This window comes from Pseudomonas sp. L-22-4S-12, from assembly GCF_009799935.1.
Lineage (GTDB): Bacteria > Pseudomonadota > Gammaproteobacteria > Pseudomonadales > Pseudomonadaceae > Aquipseudomonas.
In genome coordinates this window covers 242,813-257,818 of record NZ_WELL01000006.1, presented here as the reverse complement: position 1 = coordinate 257,818, position 15,006 = coordinate 242,813, and the positions used below count along the sequence as shown (strand labels likewise).

18 protein-coding genes are annotated in these 15,006 nt (G+C 62.7%); all 18 read right to left on the bottom strand.

The annotated features are described in order from the left end of the window. Positions 1-22: 22 nt before the first annotated feature. The 18 genes from F3I16_RS16155 to F3I16_RS16070 all read right to left on the bottom strand — a co-directional run bounded on the left by F3I16_RS16155 (position 23) and on the right by F3I16_RS16070 (position 14,907). On the bottom strand, positions 23-1,261 hold the full coding sequence (locus F3I16_RS16155; protein WP_160494578.1) for a hypothetical protein: 1,239 nt from the start codon (positions 1,259-1,261) through the stop codon (positions 23-25). Positions 1,262-1,270: 9 nt separating this feature from the next. Next, positions 1,271-1,522: a hypothetical protein gene (locus tag F3I16_RS16150; protein WP_218573274.1), complete on the bottom strand. Its 252-nt coding sequence runs from the start codon at positions 1,520-1,522 to the stop codon at positions 1,271-1,273. 6 nt (positions 1,523-1,528) lie between these two features. Next, positions 1,529-1,963: a hypothetical protein gene (locus F3I16_RS16145; RefSeq protein ID WP_160494577.1), complete on the bottom strand. Its 435-nt coding sequence runs from the start codon at positions 1,961-1,963 to the stop codon at positions 1,529-1,531. Continuing rightward, a complete protein-coding gene (locus tag F3I16_RS16140; RefSeq protein WP_160494576.1) occupies positions 1,963-2,625 on the bottom strand; it encodes a hypothetical protein in 663 nt (220 codons plus the stop codon). Before F3I16_RS16140 ends, F3I16_RS16145 begins: the two co-directional genes overlap by 1 nt. Beyond that, positions 2,622-3,092 carry a hypothetical protein gene (locus F3I16_RS16135; RefSeq protein WP_160494575.1) on the bottom strand — a complete coding sequence of 157 codons (471 nt, stop codon included), beginning with the start codon at positions 3,090-3,092 and terminating at the stop codon, positions 2,622-2,624. Before F3I16_RS16135 ends, F3I16_RS16140 begins: the two co-directional genes overlap by 4 nt. 40 nt (positions 3,093-3,132) lie before the next feature. Then, the gene (locus F3I16_RS16130) at positions 3,133-4,005 is read right to left on the bottom strand and encodes a hypothetical protein (RefSeq protein WP_160494574.1); all 873 of its coding nucleotides are present in this window, start codon (positions 4,003-4,005) and stop codon (positions 3,133-3,135) included. Then, on the bottom strand, positions 4,002-4,364 hold the full coding sequence (locus tag F3I16_RS16125) for a hypothetical protein (RefSeq protein WP_160494573.1): 363 nt from the start codon (positions 4,362-4,364) through the stop codon (positions 4,002-4,004). Before F3I16_RS16125 ends, F3I16_RS16130 begins: the two co-directional genes overlap by 4 nt. Continuing rightward, a complete protein-coding gene (locus F3I16_RS16120; RefSeq protein WP_160494572.1) occupies positions 4,361-5,494 on the bottom strand; it encodes a DUF1983 domain-containing protein in 1,134 nt (377 codons plus the stop codon). The genes F3I16_RS16125 and F3I16_RS16120 overlap by 4 nt, the downstream gene beginning before the upstream one ends. A 98-nt stretch (positions 5,495-5,592) precedes the next feature. Beyond that, positions 5,593-7,215, bottom strand: a complete 1,623-nt coding sequence (locus F3I16_RS16115; protein WP_178116680.1) for a hypothetical protein — start codon at positions 7,213-7,215, stop codon at positions 5,593-5,595. A gap of 67 nt (positions 7,216-7,282) precedes the next feature. Further along, positions 7,283-9,190 carry a hypothetical protein gene (locus F3I16_RS16110; RefSeq protein ID WP_160494571.1) on the bottom strand — a complete coding sequence of 636 codons (1,908 nt, stop codon included), beginning with the start codon at positions 9,188-9,190 and terminating at the stop codon, positions 7,283-7,285. Further along, positions 9,187-9,468, bottom strand: coding sequence for a hypothetical protein (locus tag F3I16_RS16105; RefSeq protein ID WP_160494570.1), 282 nt, complete (start codon positions 9,466-9,468; stop codon positions 9,187-9,189). Before F3I16_RS16105 ends, F3I16_RS16110 begins: the two co-directional genes overlap by 4 nt. Further along, positions 9,469-10,614, bottom strand: a complete 1,146-nt coding sequence (locus tag F3I16_RS16100; protein WP_160494569.1) for a hypothetical protein — start codon at positions 10,612-10,614, stop codon at positions 9,469-9,471. It abuts the gene before it with no gap. 10 nt (positions 10,615-10,624) lie between these two features. Then, complete coding sequence (locus tag F3I16_RS16095) at positions 10,625-11,053, bottom strand: hypothetical protein (RefSeq protein ID WP_160494568.1); 429 nt, start codon at positions 11,051-11,053, stop codon at positions 10,625-10,627. A 42-nt stretch (positions 11,054-11,095) separates the two neighbouring features. Then, positions 11,096-11,656 carry a hypothetical protein gene (locus tag F3I16_RS16090; protein ID WP_160494567.1) on the bottom strand — a complete coding sequence of 187 codons (561 nt, stop codon included), beginning with the start codon at positions 11,654-11,656 and terminating at the stop codon, positions 11,096-11,098. Then, on the bottom strand, positions 11,656-12,324 hold the full coding sequence (locus tag F3I16_RS16085) for a DUF6682 family protein (protein ID WP_160494566.1): 669 nt from the start codon (positions 12,322-12,324) through the stop codon (positions 11,656-11,658). The genes F3I16_RS16090 and F3I16_RS16085 overlap by 1 nt, the downstream gene beginning before the upstream one ends. A gap of 3 nt (positions 12,325-12,327) precedes the next feature. Then, a complete protein-coding gene (locus tag F3I16_RS16080; protein WP_160494565.1) occupies positions 12,328-12,858 on the bottom strand; it encodes a hypothetical protein in 531 nt (176 codons plus the stop codon). Positions 12,859-12,910: 52 nt separating this feature from the next. Further along, positions 12,911-13,855, bottom strand: a complete 945-nt coding sequence (locus F3I16_RS16075) for a hypothetical protein (RefSeq protein ID WP_160494564.1) — start codon at positions 13,853-13,855, stop codon at positions 12,911-12,913. A gap of 44 nt (positions 13,856-13,899) precedes the next feature. Beyond that, positions 13,900-14,907 (bottom strand): hypothetical protein, encoded by a 1,008-nt coding sequence (locus tag F3I16_RS16070; RefSeq protein ID WP_218573273.1) that lies wholly within the window; start codon positions 14,905-14,907, stop codon positions 13,900-13,902. Between the last annotated feature and the right edge of the window lie 99 nt (positions 14,908-15,006).

Below are 15,006 nucleotides of genomic sequence, written 5' to 3'. Positions count from 1 at the left end.
AGTGATGGTATGTCGTGGGCTCTTACCAGAGCCCCATAGCGCGGATTTCTCCGTCAGCGTCCTGCGGCTCTTGGCCGCTGGCTGCACCAGGCCGCTGGCCGGCCTGTTTCGGCGCCACCTGCTGCTGGCCGCCGTTGAGGCGGTCGAACATGTCGAGACCTGTCTGGAAAGCCTGGTCGGCCGAAATCTGGGTTTCAGCCATTGGGTCCTGTCCGCTGGTGATCATCTTCGCATAGTCCAGCGCGAAGTCCTGGCGGCTCTTGCCCCGGGCACCGCGCACCATGGACCAGGCGGATTGGACATCAGGCGCAGCACCAGAGCCGACCAGCCACTTCGCAGTCTGCACGTCGGCCGGGGCGTCCTTGTTGTCGAACTGATTGACCAGGCCCAGGCGCTGACCGAAAGCCACGGCACGCTCGCGCCCGCCAGAGGACTGCAGCACACCCTGCAGGGATTTATAGCCGGCCACGCGATTCATCACGTCCTCAATCGGGACCTGCATCACCTCGTCATCATCGGCAGTGCCGCGGTTCTTGGTCATCGGCGCGTTGTACGTCGAGCCATCCTCGCGCGTAACACCCACCTCAAAAGCCAGCGTGCCAGGCTTCTGGCCCGGGTAAACACCCACAATGCGCTTCTTGCCGCCGTCGCCGCGCTGGATGTTCGGGCCGAACATGTAGTTGATGGCCTCCAGCGACTCAGGGTCGTTGGCATCGGCAGGGTCGTTCGGGTCCAACACCTGGGCGGCACGCTTCACCGCAGCTTCCATGCGCGGGTCGGCCACATGCGAGGGCGCCAGCCAGGGGTAACGCTTGAACGCCTCGGTTTCATCATCGCCCAGCTCCTGACCCTCGGCGATCTTGCCGTAGGCCGCGCGCAGGATCTGCATGTCCTGCTCTCGGTTCTGCTCCTGCATGCGCATGCCAAACTCACGCTCCTGCAGGCCAAAGCGACGGTCATCCGCGCGCATCTGCCGCTCGAACTGTTTGTCGGCAATCCCCAGGCGGCGCTCGTCCAGAGCCTGCCGCTGCTCGAACTGCTGTTGCTGCTGCCCCATCTGCTTCTCGTCCAGCCCAAAGCGACGATTGGCCAGATCACGGTTTTCCACCATCTCGCGATCGCGCATTTCCAGACCGCGCTGCTGCATGGCGATCTGCTCGTCTGCGTTCTGCTGCGCTGCCTGCCGCGCCTGGTAGTTGTCCATCAGCTGGAAGCCTTCGCGGAAGCCATCCCAGGCGCCGCGGGTATCAAGTCCGCTCATCTCATCTCCTCACATGAACGAGCCGGCCAGCAGGCCGACTGCGCCGCCGATTGCAGCGCCCCAGGGGCCGCCAACCTGAGCCCCCATCATTGCCCCAGTGGTGGCCATGCCAACCTGGGACTGACGGGTCTGGGATTCCTGAGCCTGCTTCTGCTGATCCTCGAAAGCCTTGCTCTGCTGCTGTTGCTGGCTCAAGTCCTTGAGCCCCTGCATTGCCTCGCCTTCCATCTGGTTCTTCAGGCCGAGTAGTCCGTATCCCATGACGTGTTACCCCTGCTGTACTTGCCCGGTATTCGGGATGTTGGAAAGGCCCATGCCCCCCGCCAGGATCTGGTCCTGCAGGTCGCGGGCAGAGATGCGCGCCTGGTTGTAGGCGCCAACGGAGTCGGCAGCCTGGCCGAGCGATAGCTTCCGCTGCTCAGCCGCCTGCTGCGCGGGAGTCTGCTGGATCCCGAGCCCTGCGCGCTGCTGTTGCAGCGCTTCGCCGGCGTTGGCATAGCTGGTGTTCACCGCTGCTGCAGCGACACCGCCCTGCTCACCAGCGAAAGTCGTAGAGTTGGCCATCCCAGCCAACTGATCGATGTATGGGCGGAACCGGCTTTTCCAGTCATCCCATTGGGCCCGGTACAGCTGCCCCAAGACTTTCGAGGCCCCCTGGTCGCCCTGGAAGGAGGCCTTCGGGTCGAGATAGATGCCTGCCATCACATGTTCCTCACGTAGGCCGGATTATTGGTCAGCGGCTGCGATTGCCCCTGCAGGTTGAGCCCTGCACTCCCGTTGCCACTCGTACCCAGCTTGCCCATAGCGAAATTCGCACCTGCGCCAGCGATACCACCAAGCAGCTGCAGATTTGCCGATCGGCGGTTGAAGGCATTCGCCGATTCATGCCGTGCGTCGATAGCCGACTGAGATGCAATATCGCTGAGACCAGTCTGTGCCTGGCCCGCCTGTCCTGAACCGATCGCCACCACGTTCTGCAGGCCACGGGTTTTCTCCGCGGTCTGCTGGAACTGGGCACGCCCCATGGTCTCCCCACCCTGCAGCGCGCTTTCGCCGGCGAAGTCGGTCATCGTTCCGCCCCAGCGCCCGCTGTTCGGGTTGATGCCGGCCTGGCCGAGCTGGCCACCAACGTCGGCGAGGCCCTGGCTCAGTTGCGCCTGCGAGGACTGATTGGTTACGCCGCGCAGATAGCTCATGCGCCCGGCCGAGTCGAACTGGTCGACCCGCTGCATGTACTCGTCCTCGAGCGGCGCCAGCACTTCCTGCGCGTAATTCCACTTCTCAGCCGCGATCTGGGCCGCATAGCGCTGCTCTGGCGTGTCCTTGATGGTGTTATCGCCACCCTTTTTTCCGCCCCCACTCATACCGTGGCCCTCCCGGTGTCTAATTCGTTGAGGTAGTCCTGCAGTGCATCCTCGTGGAAGTGCAGGCGCACTTCCTCGGACACCTTCTGCATCCAGTCACGGCCACCGACCAGGTAGGCGCACTGCACCACCACGCTGGTCAACTGGTCGCGCAGTACAAATGCCAGGGTCCTGCTGTGGTGTTTGCCGCTGCGCTCAAGGCGCACGCTGTCACGCCAATCCTGCAGCGCTGCCGCCATGAGCGGGCGCAGATAGGGCTCGTGTGCACGGTAGAAAGGATTCGCCGGCAACTCGATCAGCGCCTCCCAGAAGGCCTCATAGATCGCGTCGTCAGAGATTGGACGGTCCTTGTCGATCAAGTCGTCAAGGGCTTGGGAAATGCGAAACAGGGTCTCGCAAAACAGGATTGGCGCGTGCTGCCCCTGCAGCACATGCTGCAGAAACTCGCGCTCGTTTGAGCGTGGCATCGTTGTCTCCCGACAATGAATGAGCGAAGGATAGCAAGGCTCAGGTGCGGCTGAAATCAGCAGTCAGCAGGCCGAAGTTGTTGAGCGCTGGGCCTGCTGTGCCGGCATGCTGAATCGTCCCGTAAGCCAGTGTGCAATACAGGTTCTGCCGACTTGAATCATGGAAGCCGATCATGGGCAGCGTCTTGATTCTGATGTTGTTCCCCGCGTCGGCCACCACGTCCATCGCGCATAGCGAAGACAGCAAGATGCCCAGATCGCTTCCCTCGCCCCAGGTATGCCGGTATTCCCCGTATCGGTTGGCATCATCGATCTGGGTCGAGTTCCAGAATGAGTTGCCCCAGTACGACTCGGGCTCATAGTAGCCGCCGGATCCGTTCTGCACCCAGTCCTGCAGCAGCCCTCGGAATGGGACCAGCGGCCAGCCGCTATCGAAAATCAGCTCATGATCGCTGCGAAGCGTCTTGCTCCAGAGGCGCATGCCCCACTTCGCCGTGCTTTGCGGTAGCTGCCCGAAAGAGCAGACCCGATATTGCCAGCCGGTGAACTGGCCTACCCGCGGGCCAACTGGGTTACTGCTGCTGATGCGGCGCACCCGATAGCGAAGCGAGTCGATGAAGGTCATGCAGAAGCCAGTCCAATTGCCCGGACCACCTCGGTGGGTGAAATGCCCGATACCACCGGCAGAAATGCTATCCGGCGTGCCGAAGACCAGCGGCGGCTCTTGAGTCGGAACGGGGGTCTGGTAAACAACTTCACATGCCCCATACCCCTGATAGTACAACCCCATGCCCTTTGCTGACGTCCAGGTGACGTGGATGTTTCCCGTCTCACGCTGGACCAGCACCGGGTTGGTGCCATCCAGAATCAGGTTGCCGCGGTTGCCGCGGACGAATAGACCGAAGTTGCTCATATGTAGGCGAACACGTAGACCGATAAATTGCCATCGAACCCGGCACCAGATCCAGGCATCGGCGGGAACAGCTCAACGAAGCCATCACCGACCAGAAACCCAGGCATTCGTGTGCCGACTGGGCCAGGCCCACTGGGAGAGTTGCTGACGTACTGCAGGGGATTTGGCTGGTATCGAAACTGTCCCTTGGGGCTCGCCGTCGCGAACATGCCAGCGGCAGCCAGTGGCACGTTGAAGCGGACGGGCACCTTCCAGGCACCAGATGGAACCTCGAAGGTCGCAATCAGCCGAACGGTGAAAGTGTCCGGATCAAGAACCACGCGGCCTCGGCTGTCTTTGATCAGTAGTCCGAAGGTCATGCCTCAAGGTTCCCCAGCTGGACCATCAGGCGGCCTGACTCGTCCTTGATCTTGATGACGTTGTCTCGCACCTCCATACCACCGCTGCTGCCGGCGCTGTTGAGCTCAAGCCCGCCGGCCTTGTCGAGCATCCAGCGCGGCCGCCCGTTGCCGCCTGTCTGGCTGGATCGCAATATCCCGGCGATGTTGGCATCGCTTACCCGCAGGCTGTCGACATCGAGCATGTCGGCGCGCAGCAGGCCGGCGAGCGTGGTGACGGGCTGCCCTTCACCGTCAATCAGCTTGCCGAAGGTGATCGGGCCAAGGTGGCCTTCCTGAATCGAGGCCTGGCGAATGAATGCGCTGTCGATGTAGACCTTGCCGTCCACCACCATGAACGGCTTCACGGCCGACTTGGTAGCCCCGGGCCGTGCGATCCAGAAGCGGTCGGCGAGCACGGCGAAGTCGGCGGTCTTCCCGTCGTTGTAGGCGCCGAAGCCGGAGACATAGCCGTTCACGTCTAGCTTGAGGGTGAACTGCGCCGAGAGCCCCTGCACCACCTGGGACTGCTGCTGGATACTCGTGCCGAAGCCGTCGAGGCGTTCGCGCAGCGCTTCCTCCAGCTCAGACTCGCCGAGCTGTCCGGAAAGCTGCCCCAGCAAGTAGGCCGCATCCGGCAGCGGCCTGGCGAAAGTGCCGTTTGGCGAGTTTGGGGGGCCCTCGATCGCAGAGGTACTGGTGAAGGTGACCCAGTAGTAGAAGCCCGGCATCTCCAGAGGGTTTTCGACACTGGCCGCGTCGTCACGCACCTTGTCGCTGTAAAACATGCCGGCCTCGCGCCCGATCAACAGGGCTTTGCCGAAGTCATCCACCTCGGCGCGATAGAGGTTCGTGTAGGCGTGGTTGTTGTAGGCCTCGTGGGGTGGGTCCCAGCTCAGGTGAATCAGGCCGAAGAAACTGCCATCGGCGAGGAACCCGGTCGGCGCCGGCGGCACCGACATGTCGGGGTTTGGAGTGATAGGGACCAGGCCGCCATCTGGATTGCCCGGCACACGCAGGCCAGCCACGCCTCCGTCAAGCAGATCACGAAAGGTCAGTTTTCGATCCAGCTTATTGCCACGAACACCCTCGCCCGTTTCGATGATTTCCATCATCGCCTGCATCAGCGGACGCAGCTCACTCGGCGCCTTCGCCGAAAGCGCCGGGAGCGTAATTCTCTTCGTTGTCATCGGTGCCTCACGGCAAGCGGTTACACAATCTCGCTGGGCGAGGTCGCGATCTGAATCGACTGGACTTCTCGGGTGCCCTGCACTTCGATCTCCCAGTCACGACTATCAGCATACCCATCCGGCAACCGGAAAATGTCGCGACTCTCGACGCTCATCTCGCAGACCTCGCCGTCGGCGATCAGTCGCAGGATCACCGGATACTCCCGAGCGATCACCTTGGCGCAGGAGAAGTTGCCGGCCCCGGGCGGCACCTCGTAGACCTTGGAGCGCCAGCGCATCGGCATGGCCGCCCCCCTCTCCCAGCTGACGATGCTGTTGCCCTGGATCAAGCACAGCGTGTCCTTGTCGAGATCGAACCAGCCACCCGAAGCGCTGATGTCGTAGAACTCGAAGCCATCCCCTGGGGTGAAGGAAAAGCAGCCGCCCTGATAGAAGGCCAGGTAGCGGCCGTCGTAGCGGTAAGCGTGGATGGTCTCAGGGCGCAGCGCCTGCCACTGCTCTTTTGAGATGGACTGCTCGGTCAGCAGCTTGGCCTCGCCACCGCCCACGGCCACCAGGCCACTCGGTGACGCATAAACAGCGTACTCGCCCATGTCGACCAAGGATCGGCGCGAGACGCAGGGCTGCAGCTCGTCCAGCAGGGAGTCGGCCATACCCGCCGGCGAAGAGCCGGTGATCATGTGCGGTCGCCCATTGGTGGCCACCACCAGGCCTCCGGCGATGGCTGCGATGCCGACCACCTTCTCGGGGATGGCGATCTGGTAGGAAACCGGCCAGGCGTGTGGTCGGAAGGCCTCACTGAAGCACAGGGTGTTGTCGAAGAAACCCGCCATGAAGCCGCCCGGCAGCGCCGTCAGGCCCACCATGCGCGCGTCCGGCATGTCCCATTCCAGCGAGGGCAATGAAACGCCCATCGACTCGCTTGCCACGTTGTCGATATGGGCACCAGTCGCGGCCGGCACCGTGGCCACCTCTTGGAATACTCCGGCAGCCTCTGCCCGGTAGATCCGCTTGCTGACGATGTTGTGCGGCCCGCTCGGTACTGGCGGCAGCGCCAGCACCAGGTTTCCACCGGCCGGGGCGTCATCGACCATGTCCCAGCGCAGCATCGCAGTACTCGGCGGGCTCGGCGGGCCCTCCTCGCCGAAGTTGCTGATCAGGGTAACCACATAGGTCGCCTGCACAGCAGTAATCGGCTGATCATCAACGCCAACACGATCCCCAGGCACAGTCGCCACCGGAGCACTGGCCGGCGCTGGAATGCCCAGACGGTAGCTGCTGCTCGGGTACGGCTGAGCTCCTGCTGTGATCTGGGCGATCCCGCCCATCCTTGGATAGCCGTCGCCCGTCCAGTAGACGCGGCTCCAGGCATCATTAGCCAGGAGCGACTTCACCACATCCACCTGTTTGCTGCTGCCCCAGACCATCCAGTAGCCAGCGCCGTTGTTGCCATGCGGATAGCGGTAGATGGTCGAGGGTGCCACCACGAAGGGGATCCCAGTCAGCGGCGCCGGCGCGCGTGCCGGCTTCAGGGTGCCGCGGCGCAGGAACACATTGCGCGCGACCTGAGCGTTCTGCTCCGGCAGCAGGCGCTCGTCGATGATCGGCATTTCGCCACGGAATGCAGCCAGGGCCAATTTCATTCGGTATCTCCAAGTGCAAAAACACTCTGGCTTGGAATTCGAGCACCAATAGCCAGGGCTTTTTCGATCAGTTGGCCAGGTCGAACCAGATTTGATCTAGAGGGAAATGCCCCTCAGTAAATGGGTATGGTTGTCCTTGGTTCGGGCCAATTATGTAAATGCCGCCATCGGTGTTAACGAACACCCAGCAAAAACCAAAGTACAACGGGCTATCCGAATCCCAGAAGATAGTGAACGCTTTGCGTTTGGTAGGCCGATAGCCAACCGGAAGCACGGCAATGTTACGCAGGCCAAAGGTATCGGCATTGGCGTGGGTGCCACTGACCGTAACCTTGCCTCGCAGCCGTACCACGTTATCAACCTTGGTATAGGACGGACGGTGGTAGTCGGCCGAATCACCTGCAGAATCCCAGGTGAACGGAGCCAGCAAGGTCAAGTTGGTGTAAGTCGGCAACGACGACTCAACTTGACCAGTCACACTGATGCCGGTTGGCGTGGTAGTCAGCTTGGCTGCACCTGCTTCATGCAGCACGCTACTTCCCAGGATGGGTCGAATGAGTACATCACCGGTATCGGCTGCCACATACATGTCGGTAGTGGTGGCACTGGCCACGCCCATATAACCGTCACGGGTGCCGTTATCCTGCTCAAAGGAGATATAGGTGGTAGAACCAACACCACTAACAGTGCCTTGCAGGGCCATGGTCTCACCCTGCTGCTTGGCAGTAATCCCCCCCGATACCGTGACACCAAAAGCCGTGGTGGCGAGCTTCTGGGTTCCGGCATAACGCAGTTGTACCGCACCAACTACCGGGTTCAGATCCAGCGTGCCACAGTTCAGGAAAACAGTGCCCTGGCCAGCGGTGCCGTTGCCAGTAGTGCATTGCAAGCGTGCATCATAGTCAGTGACGGTAGCGCCAGCGTGCATATCAATATAAGCAGTACCAGCTACTCCATCACGACGCCCAACTTCAATACCACCGCTGGTCGTACTCACCTGCAGGGCATTACCGAAGTTCGCAGTACCAGAGAAAGAAGCGTCAAGTGTGTTGGCTTTCAGTGCTGGGTTGAAGTTCAGCGAGTGCCACAGTTCGGCGTAGTTACTCCAGAGGTTATTCACCTCATTTCGCAAGAATGCACGCACCCCTGCGTCAGTCGGGGATGCACCTGAAGTGGATACCCCTAGTTGCCAGCCATAAGAAGCGTTAAAACGTGCATTCAATGCGGTATAGACCATGTTCGCTCCCAGCACGGGAGGACCATTGAGGGCCGCAATGGAGTTGTCGCTTCGTACCAGGCCGTTGTATGTGGAATCGTTGTCGAAGTCGTTGGAAGTCAGAACAGGGGCAGTGCCCATCCAGCCACCGGCACCCTGCAGCAATACACTGCCTGCCGTGGTGTCCTTGGGACCGGTTTGCTTCACCAGGTCATTGGTTCGCCACAGGCGTTCACTGGTGGTATCGGTTGCCGAGGTGGTGGCATTGCGCGTTGCTGCACTGCCCAAGGCCAGCAGCGTTCGCAATGCAGCATCGTTTGCACATCCACTGACTTGTCGCCCGAACACCGTCAGGTCGTACACCGACATGGCGCCGGCTGCAGTGAAATACACTGATCTGTTCGGGGCGCCTGTAAGTTCCGCCAGTGCAGTCAAGTTGACCGCAACATCCTGCTTCCCGCCCATGCTGCCGGCGGTCAGCCGCGCCTCAACCAGGGTGCCGTCCGGCCAATCTCGGGAGCCGGTGCCCTCTTGATCGCGCGAAACCGTCAGTGTGCTGCCAGCCCTGGTGGTCACCTTGACGACTTCCCAGAGCACCTCGTTGCCGTTGGCATCCAGGCCGATCAAGGTCAGCAGGAAGTACTCCCCGGCAGTTGGAGTAGGTAGTCCAGCGACGCTGGCCACGACCAGAATGCCGTCGCCGGCCGCGACCCCGCCTACCAATGCGGTGGCGAAATTGTTCACAAAGAGCTGCTTCATACTTCGCGCACCCGGCAGGTCAGTTCATCTTCGAAAATTTCACCGCCAGAGGTCTGCACCTTGACGGTAATCTTGTAGGCCACGCCATCGACGCCGGCGCTGACCCAAAGGCGGACGCGATTACCATCGACAAGCGTCGGCACCGCCGTCAGGCCGGCCGGGGCAACCGCGCAGGACATCACCGTGGCGATCTCATCGCCGTCGTCCAGCGCATCGGCGTAGGTGATCGACTTGCTCAGCCGCTCAGAGGGCTGTTTGGGAAAGGTCCCCAGCTTCATTCATCGTCTCCATTCGCGGGCTGTGGCTGAGCGCGAGAATTCGCGCAGCACGCTCAGCCGAGAGAAGGTTTCTTCGGTTGGGTCTTCGGCATTGGGGTTGAGGTAGCTGTCGGACTCGCCGATCACATCGATAACGGCGACACCCTTGCCAAGATGGTGCCGCTGACCTGTGCATGCCGCCGCCAGAGCAATCACGACTGATCCCGCACCACGAGCCACGCGCCCCCCACGCAACTCGCTGTCGATGCTGACGATCGTCGCTTCCATCCCAGGGTAAGTACGCTTGTAGCCTGTGGCCTGGGCAAGCAGCGACAGGACCGCCTTGCCCTCACCTCGGACGATTACAGTCCCTTCAGCTACAGCACGCGTCTGGAGCACCACGCTGCCCTGAATCTTCCGGACGGTGTGGAAGCCACCAGACAGGCTTAGGCCTATCACCGCCTCGCCAGCGAGCGTGGGCTTGATCAACGTGCCGCTGCCGGCCCCCTGCAGATCGAAGTCCAGCGAGCCAATGAAGGCCTGGCGCAGCATTCCGGCGTCATGGGCCTCCAACCGCAATGGCGCAGCACCCGAGAAACCGATATGCCGGACACCGCCAGCATCAATGTGGGACGCCTCAAGCGAGCCAGCCATCGCCATCGGAACAAACTCGGCAGCAACCCGGCGAATAGCCGATGGCATGAGCTCCCCAGCCAGGCTCACTGCGGCAACTCCCTGCCCCATCACCCGCTTCATCGGACCAAGTTCGACCAGCATGGGGTGGATGGTCGCCTGCCCGTCGATGAAGACCACGCCGACATGGCCCTGCAACTCCAGCCCGAGATTGGCCGTGCCGAAGCCCAGCACCTTCCGTGTGTAGTACAGGTCGGCCGCCACCTCGAGGACAGCCTGACCTGTTCCGTTTCGTGAAACGGTCTGGGTCAGCTTGGCATCCATCGCCCACAACCAGACCCCGCCAGCCTTACGGATAGCGCTCGCGAGGAAGTCGCCGACCAGGTGCTGCACTGCATCGCCTGCGCCATGGACGATTCGGGTCGCCGCGAGATCGGCAGTGACCGTGGCCACGGCCTGGCCAGCTCCGTAGACAGGCAAGCGCCTGCCACCGTTGAGCTGCCGTCGATTGAGCGTTGAACCGTTCAGGCGCACGGTCTACCCCTTAGCGGGAGATCAGGCGCAGGGCGCCGGGAATCGCCGAGAAAATGTCGGTTGGGTCGATGGTCTTCGGCGCAGTCAGAGGAGCGTGGGCCCACATGTTCCCGCCGTTGCCGGAGTCCCAGATCGAGAAGTGGGTCACCTGCACGGAAGAAGCGCCATTGTTGGCGGGGAAGTTCAGGGTGTTGGCGTTGGTGATCTGCTTACCACCGCCAGCCTCGTCGGCGGAGGCAGTCCAGGCAGAGGACAGCGGCGAGCCCACGGTCTGGCGTGCATAGGCGGGCCAGGATGCCAGAGCGATTTCTGTCGCATTGGCAGCGTCGGTCGGGTCCGCCGTGTGCAGCGCGACGAAGAAGTTGGACGGGAGCGGCAGCTGGGTGCCGCGGAAGTGTTCGAGCAGTGCGGACTCAAGGAAGTTAGATGCAGCAGACATGATCGGCCCTCCCGGGCTGGATATGGATAAGGGGTGGTACGGTTAAACGAATCTCGGAACCTGCATACGCAGGCTGCCTTGCTGGTGACCGGCCGAGGCCAAATGCTTCGACTCGACCTGGGCGCTCTGGAAGTGCTGGCTGTGGTAATCGCTCAGCGCCATGTCCCTCCAGGGTTGCGGCAGCGCGAACAGTCGGGACTTGGCGCCGTGAATCAGCGCCTGGTCCCAGCGGCTCAGCAGATCGGCCGGCATATCGCGACCAACTGCTGGGCGGCAGACCAGAGAGCCATCCAGCTCATCTGCGGACGGCTCGCGCAGAAACTCGACGGTGGCTGCCGTAGGCTGCCAATAGTCAGACCCTGGGCTCAGATCGCGCCCTGCATCGAGCAGCGTGAAGATGCGCAGCACCTCGGCGCCGGGCGGCGTCTCAATTTCTGGGGCATCCGTTTTGGCCCCGACAACGACAGGCCCCTCTCGATGCACCCAGGCCGCCCCCTCAGTGCACAGCATCCGCTGCGCCCAGCGAAGCATGTCCCGCAGGGTGGCACTGGGGCAGCCAGGTACATCGGGCTGCAGTTGCTCGATCAGGTCAGTGATGGTCATTACGCGCCCTCAGCGTTGGGGCTGGCCAAGCCGTCCCCCTGGATATTCAGTCCGAGGGCCGCCTGTGCCGCCTGCTGGTGAGCGCTGGCCCTGGCCTGGTTGATGCCACCCTCAGCGTCCTTGGCGAAGGCGCGCGCCAGCACCAGGTCGACCAGAATCGGCGCATAGGTATCCGGCAGGCGGATTGCCTCGGTCGAGTTGGCCTTGGCCTGTGCCTCGGCGTGCGGAGCAGGAACGGCCGAGCACAACACCTGCAGCTTTGCCCCGACAGCCGCCGGCGGGTAGACGAAGAAGGCCTTGGGGTCGTCCTCGTCGTACATGAAGTGCTCGATCGCAACAGTCTGCTGTTCACCCATCCAGCGCGGCCGCATGGCGTTGAGTTCTGCTCGTCGAATCAGCGTCACAGCCAGACCATTGGCCTTGGCGGCAGTATTGGCGATCACTGAAAGCAGCCTCTCACAACCAGCGGGAATCGCCTGGCGGGCACCAGCGATGCACGCGACCTCGCTGGTGACAGCGTTCGCCCCCGGACGAATGCCCAGGACAATGCCGTAGGCCTCGTTCAGCCAATCCAGCAGCTCCTTGTTGGTCCAGCGCGTACCGTCCGTGGTGCGCTCCTGAAGGATGGTTCGTGCGCGCCGCAGCACGTCGCCCACGGTGGCAGCCATCCTTTAGACCTCTTCCATGTGGGCCAGCTTGGCCAGCTCAGCCGTCCAGACGAACTCGCGGCCGTTCTCGCGGTTACGCAGCATGCGATTGCGCGGCACGGGCTCCTCCTGCTCGTCCTCGTCGTCACCCTCGATCTCTGGCAGCTGCACGTCATGCACGGCAGCCAGGTCCAGGCCGACACTCACCGGAGGCTCTGCGGGCAGCTGGATGCTGTCGACGATCACCACCGGAACGGCTTGCTCCTGGGGCGCCGGTTCGGTCTGGTCTTGCGGGGCATCATGCTGTTGCTCAGCGCCCTGCTCTTCCTGCTGTTGTTCTTCCTGGCGGTCACCTTGCTCCTGATGCTCGGCGCCGTCCTGCTCCTGCTGCTCGCTTTCCGAGCCAGCGCCCAGGCCGGCGAGGATGTCGCTCCGCAGATCCTCCAGCTTGCGGCGCTTGTCCAAGTCGATGCCCAGCTCTTCCTTCACCAGGATTTCCAGCTCGTCCTTGGTCTTCGCAGCCTTCACCGCGGCGATCAGTTCTTGCTCGTTCATGGAATCTCTCCAGTTGAACGAGAGCCGCCCGGAGAGCGGCTCTCGAGGCGGCTTAGCCCTTGGTGGCGTAGAGGTGACCGATGGCCTTCGGATCGATGCACTTCGAGCCGTAGACGTTCAGGCCGCGCACCAGATTCCCGAAGTCGTTCGGGTTCTTGAGCGTTTCCATCTGGGTCATCTGGCTGGCGAAGGTCAGAGCCTTCTTGTGGCCGAACTGGATGTGGGTGCACTTCTTGTTGCCGGCGGCAACGTCGGTGACCACCGACAGGTTGTTGCTGTTGTAGACCGTGAAGCGGTCCAGCACGCCCAGCTTGCCGTTGCGGATCACCGACTGGGCATCGCCCATGATGCCCGCGTCGCGCAGGTCGGACTTCTTCAACATGCCCGACATCCAGGCCGGCAGGATGATCCAGCGACCGGTCTCCGGCACGTTCTGTTCGTCCAGCACGGTCGCGCAGTCCACCAGCAGGTCCAGCACGGTAGTCTTGGTGACGGTGACCGGCGCGCCGGCGACGCCCAGGTTGAAGCCGGCGCTCTTGGCGCCAGCGGTCGCACCCGAGTTCTCGGCATGCGCGTCGGCGTAGTGCTTGGCCAGCAGGCTGGTGTCGATGGCGATCTTCATCTGCTCGCCGCCGTCGTTGGAAAACTCGTCCATGAGTTTGATGTCGGCCTGGTAGGCGTCGACGTCGTTGACCTCGAAGGCGAAGTACTTCGCCTGGTCGATCTGCAGCGACACCTTGTCGGAGATCGGCTTCTCGTAGGTGAGGCCGCCGCCGATCTGATAGTCGCGGATGGTCATGCTGGGCACCGTGCGAATCTCGACGGTATCGCCCTTCTGTTTGATCTCGCCCTCGTAGTCGGTGTTGGCGATCTCGCCGAACACGGTGGCGGCATACAGCTTCTCGACCAGCTTGCCGGACCAGATGGCCGGGATGAAGCCAGCGGAGCTGGTGGAACTTACGTTGGGGTGACCTGCAGCACGGGTAGGACCGGCCATGGTAAATCTCCTGTGTTACGCCTCCCGGCGTTACTGAGCCGCGGTTATTGGGTGATGCGGCCCTGCGATTGGGCGGCGAAGATGTCGGCTTCGAGAGCCGCCGCGTCCGCCGGCAGGTACTTGCCCGCGGCCTTGTCCTTGTAGAACTGGCTGATGTCGGAAGAACTCCAGATGCGCTGCTGCGAGGCGGGTAAGGCCTCGAAACCAACGCGGCTGGCTGCCGGCTGTACCTGCTCTGGGGGGATTTGGGGCGGTTGGGCACCGGCCGGATTAGCGGCGACGGGTTTGGCTTGCGTGTAGGCGCTGAAGAGCGCGGCCACGCGGAATGCACTCAGCTCCTTCTGCGCGCTGATCAGCAGCTGCTGCCGCGGCACTCCACTGAACGGGTCGATCTCGCCGAGCCAGGCATGGAACTGCTGGTCGTCGTTGATCTGCCGGAAGTTCGGGACTGCTTGCTCCAGGTCGGTCCAGAAGCGCGCGGTAGCGTCTTGCTGCCGCTCATCTCGGAGCTGGCCGACTTCCTGGCGCAGGGTCTCCATCTCGGCGGAGTCGGCCATGGGGGCCGGGGCTGCTGCCTTGCTGGCGATGCGCTGGATGACGGCGATCAGCTCGGGGCCGAACTGCTCCAGTTCGTCCTTGCTCAGGTCGGCGATGGCGTCTTGCGCACGCTGCGGAGCGCTTGCAGCAGACGTCGCCTGCTTGGCCTCCTGCAGTTGGCGTGTCAGCTCGGTGACCTGGCGCTGGAGCGGTGGCACTTCCGCGTTGTACTTGCCGCTGACGACGTTGAAGCGGTGCTGCCAGTAGGCGGCGTCCCGGGTTTCAGTCGGCTGCTGGGCAGGCTCTTGCGGTACCGAGGCTGCATCTGCCTGAGCCGGATCAGCTGCGGCGGGCTCTACGGGAGCCGCGGTTGCGGGGTTCCCATCCGGCTCAGGCTGATTGAGTGCGGCGATGGCGGCGTCTGCGGCTTCGGCTTGGGCCTGGATGCTGCGGGGTAGCGTGTTGCTGGTCATGCGTTTCTCCGTTGTGGTGAGCCGGCCCTTGCCGGGGTTCACAGGTCGTGGGGTGTTGCGGGTTCTCCAGCCATGGCCAGGGCTGGGAGCGCGCCCACAAAAAAGCCCCCGGGACGAATCCAAGGGGCTTTGTTGTGAGGG

Excerpts from the sequence above, each read along its gene's own strand:
- F3I16_RS16155 (WP_160494578.1), bottom strand. The coding sequence starts at position 1,261 with ATGAGCGGACTTGATACCCGCGGCGCCTGGGATGGCTTCCGCGAAGGC.
- F3I16_RS16150 (WP_218573274.1), bottom strand. The coding sequence starts at position 1,522 with ATGGGATACGGACTACTCGGCCTGAAGAACCAGATGGAAGGCGAGGCA.
- F3I16_RS16145 (WP_160494577.1), bottom strand. The coding sequence starts at position 1,963 with ATGGCAGGCATCTATCTCGACCCGAAGGCCTCCTTCCAGGGCGACCAG.
- F3I16_RS16140 (WP_160494576.1), bottom strand. The coding sequence starts at position 2,625 with ATGAGTGGGGGCGGAAAAAAGGGTGGCGATAACACCATCAAGGACACG.
- F3I16_RS16135 (WP_160494575.1), bottom strand. The coding sequence starts at position 3,092 with ATGCCACGCTCAAACGAGCGCGAGTTTCTGCAGCATGTGCTGCAGGGG.
- F3I16_RS16130 (WP_160494574.1), bottom strand. The coding sequence starts at position 4,005 with ATGAGCAACTTCGGTCTATTCGTCCGCGGCAACCGCGGCAACCTGATT.
- F3I16_RS16125 (WP_160494573.1), bottom strand. The coding sequence starts at position 4,364 with ATGACCTTCGGACTACTGATCAAAGACAGCCGAGGCCGCGTGGTTCTT.
- F3I16_RS16120 (WP_160494572.1), bottom strand. The coding sequence starts at position 5,494 with ATGGAAATCATCGAAACGGGCGAGGGTGTTCGTGGCAATAAGCTGGAT.
- F3I16_RS16115 (WP_178116680.1), bottom strand. The coding sequence starts at position 7,215 with ATGAAATTGGCCCTGGCTGCATTCCGTGGCGAAATGCCGATCATCGAC.
- F3I16_RS16110 (WP_160494571.1), bottom strand. The coding sequence starts at position 9,190 with ATGAAGCAGCTCTTTGTGAACAATTTCGCCACCGCATTGGTAGGCGGG.
- F3I16_RS16105 (WP_160494570.1), bottom strand. The coding sequence starts at position 9,468 with ATGAAGCTGGGGACCTTTCCCAAACAGCCCTCTGAGCGGCTGAGCAAG.
- F3I16_RS16095 (WP_160494568.1), bottom strand. The coding sequence starts at position 11,053 with ATGTCTGCTGCATCTAACTTCCTTGAGTCCGCACTGCTCGAACACTTC.
- F3I16_RS16090 (WP_160494567.1), bottom strand. The coding sequence starts at position 11,656 with ATGACCATCACTGACCTGATCGAGCAACTGCAGCCCGATGTACCTGGC.
- F3I16_RS16085 (WP_160494566.1), bottom strand. The coding sequence starts at position 12,324 with ATGGCTGCCACCGTGGGCGACGTGCTGCGGCGCGCACGAACCATCCTT.
- F3I16_RS16080 (WP_160494565.1), bottom strand. The coding sequence starts at position 12,858 with ATGAACGAGCAAGAACTGATCGCCGCGGTGAAGGCTGCGAAGACCAAG.
- F3I16_RS16075 (WP_160494564.1), bottom strand. The coding sequence starts at position 13,855 with ATGGCCGGTCCTACCCGTGCTGCAGGTCACCCCAACGTAAGTTCCACC.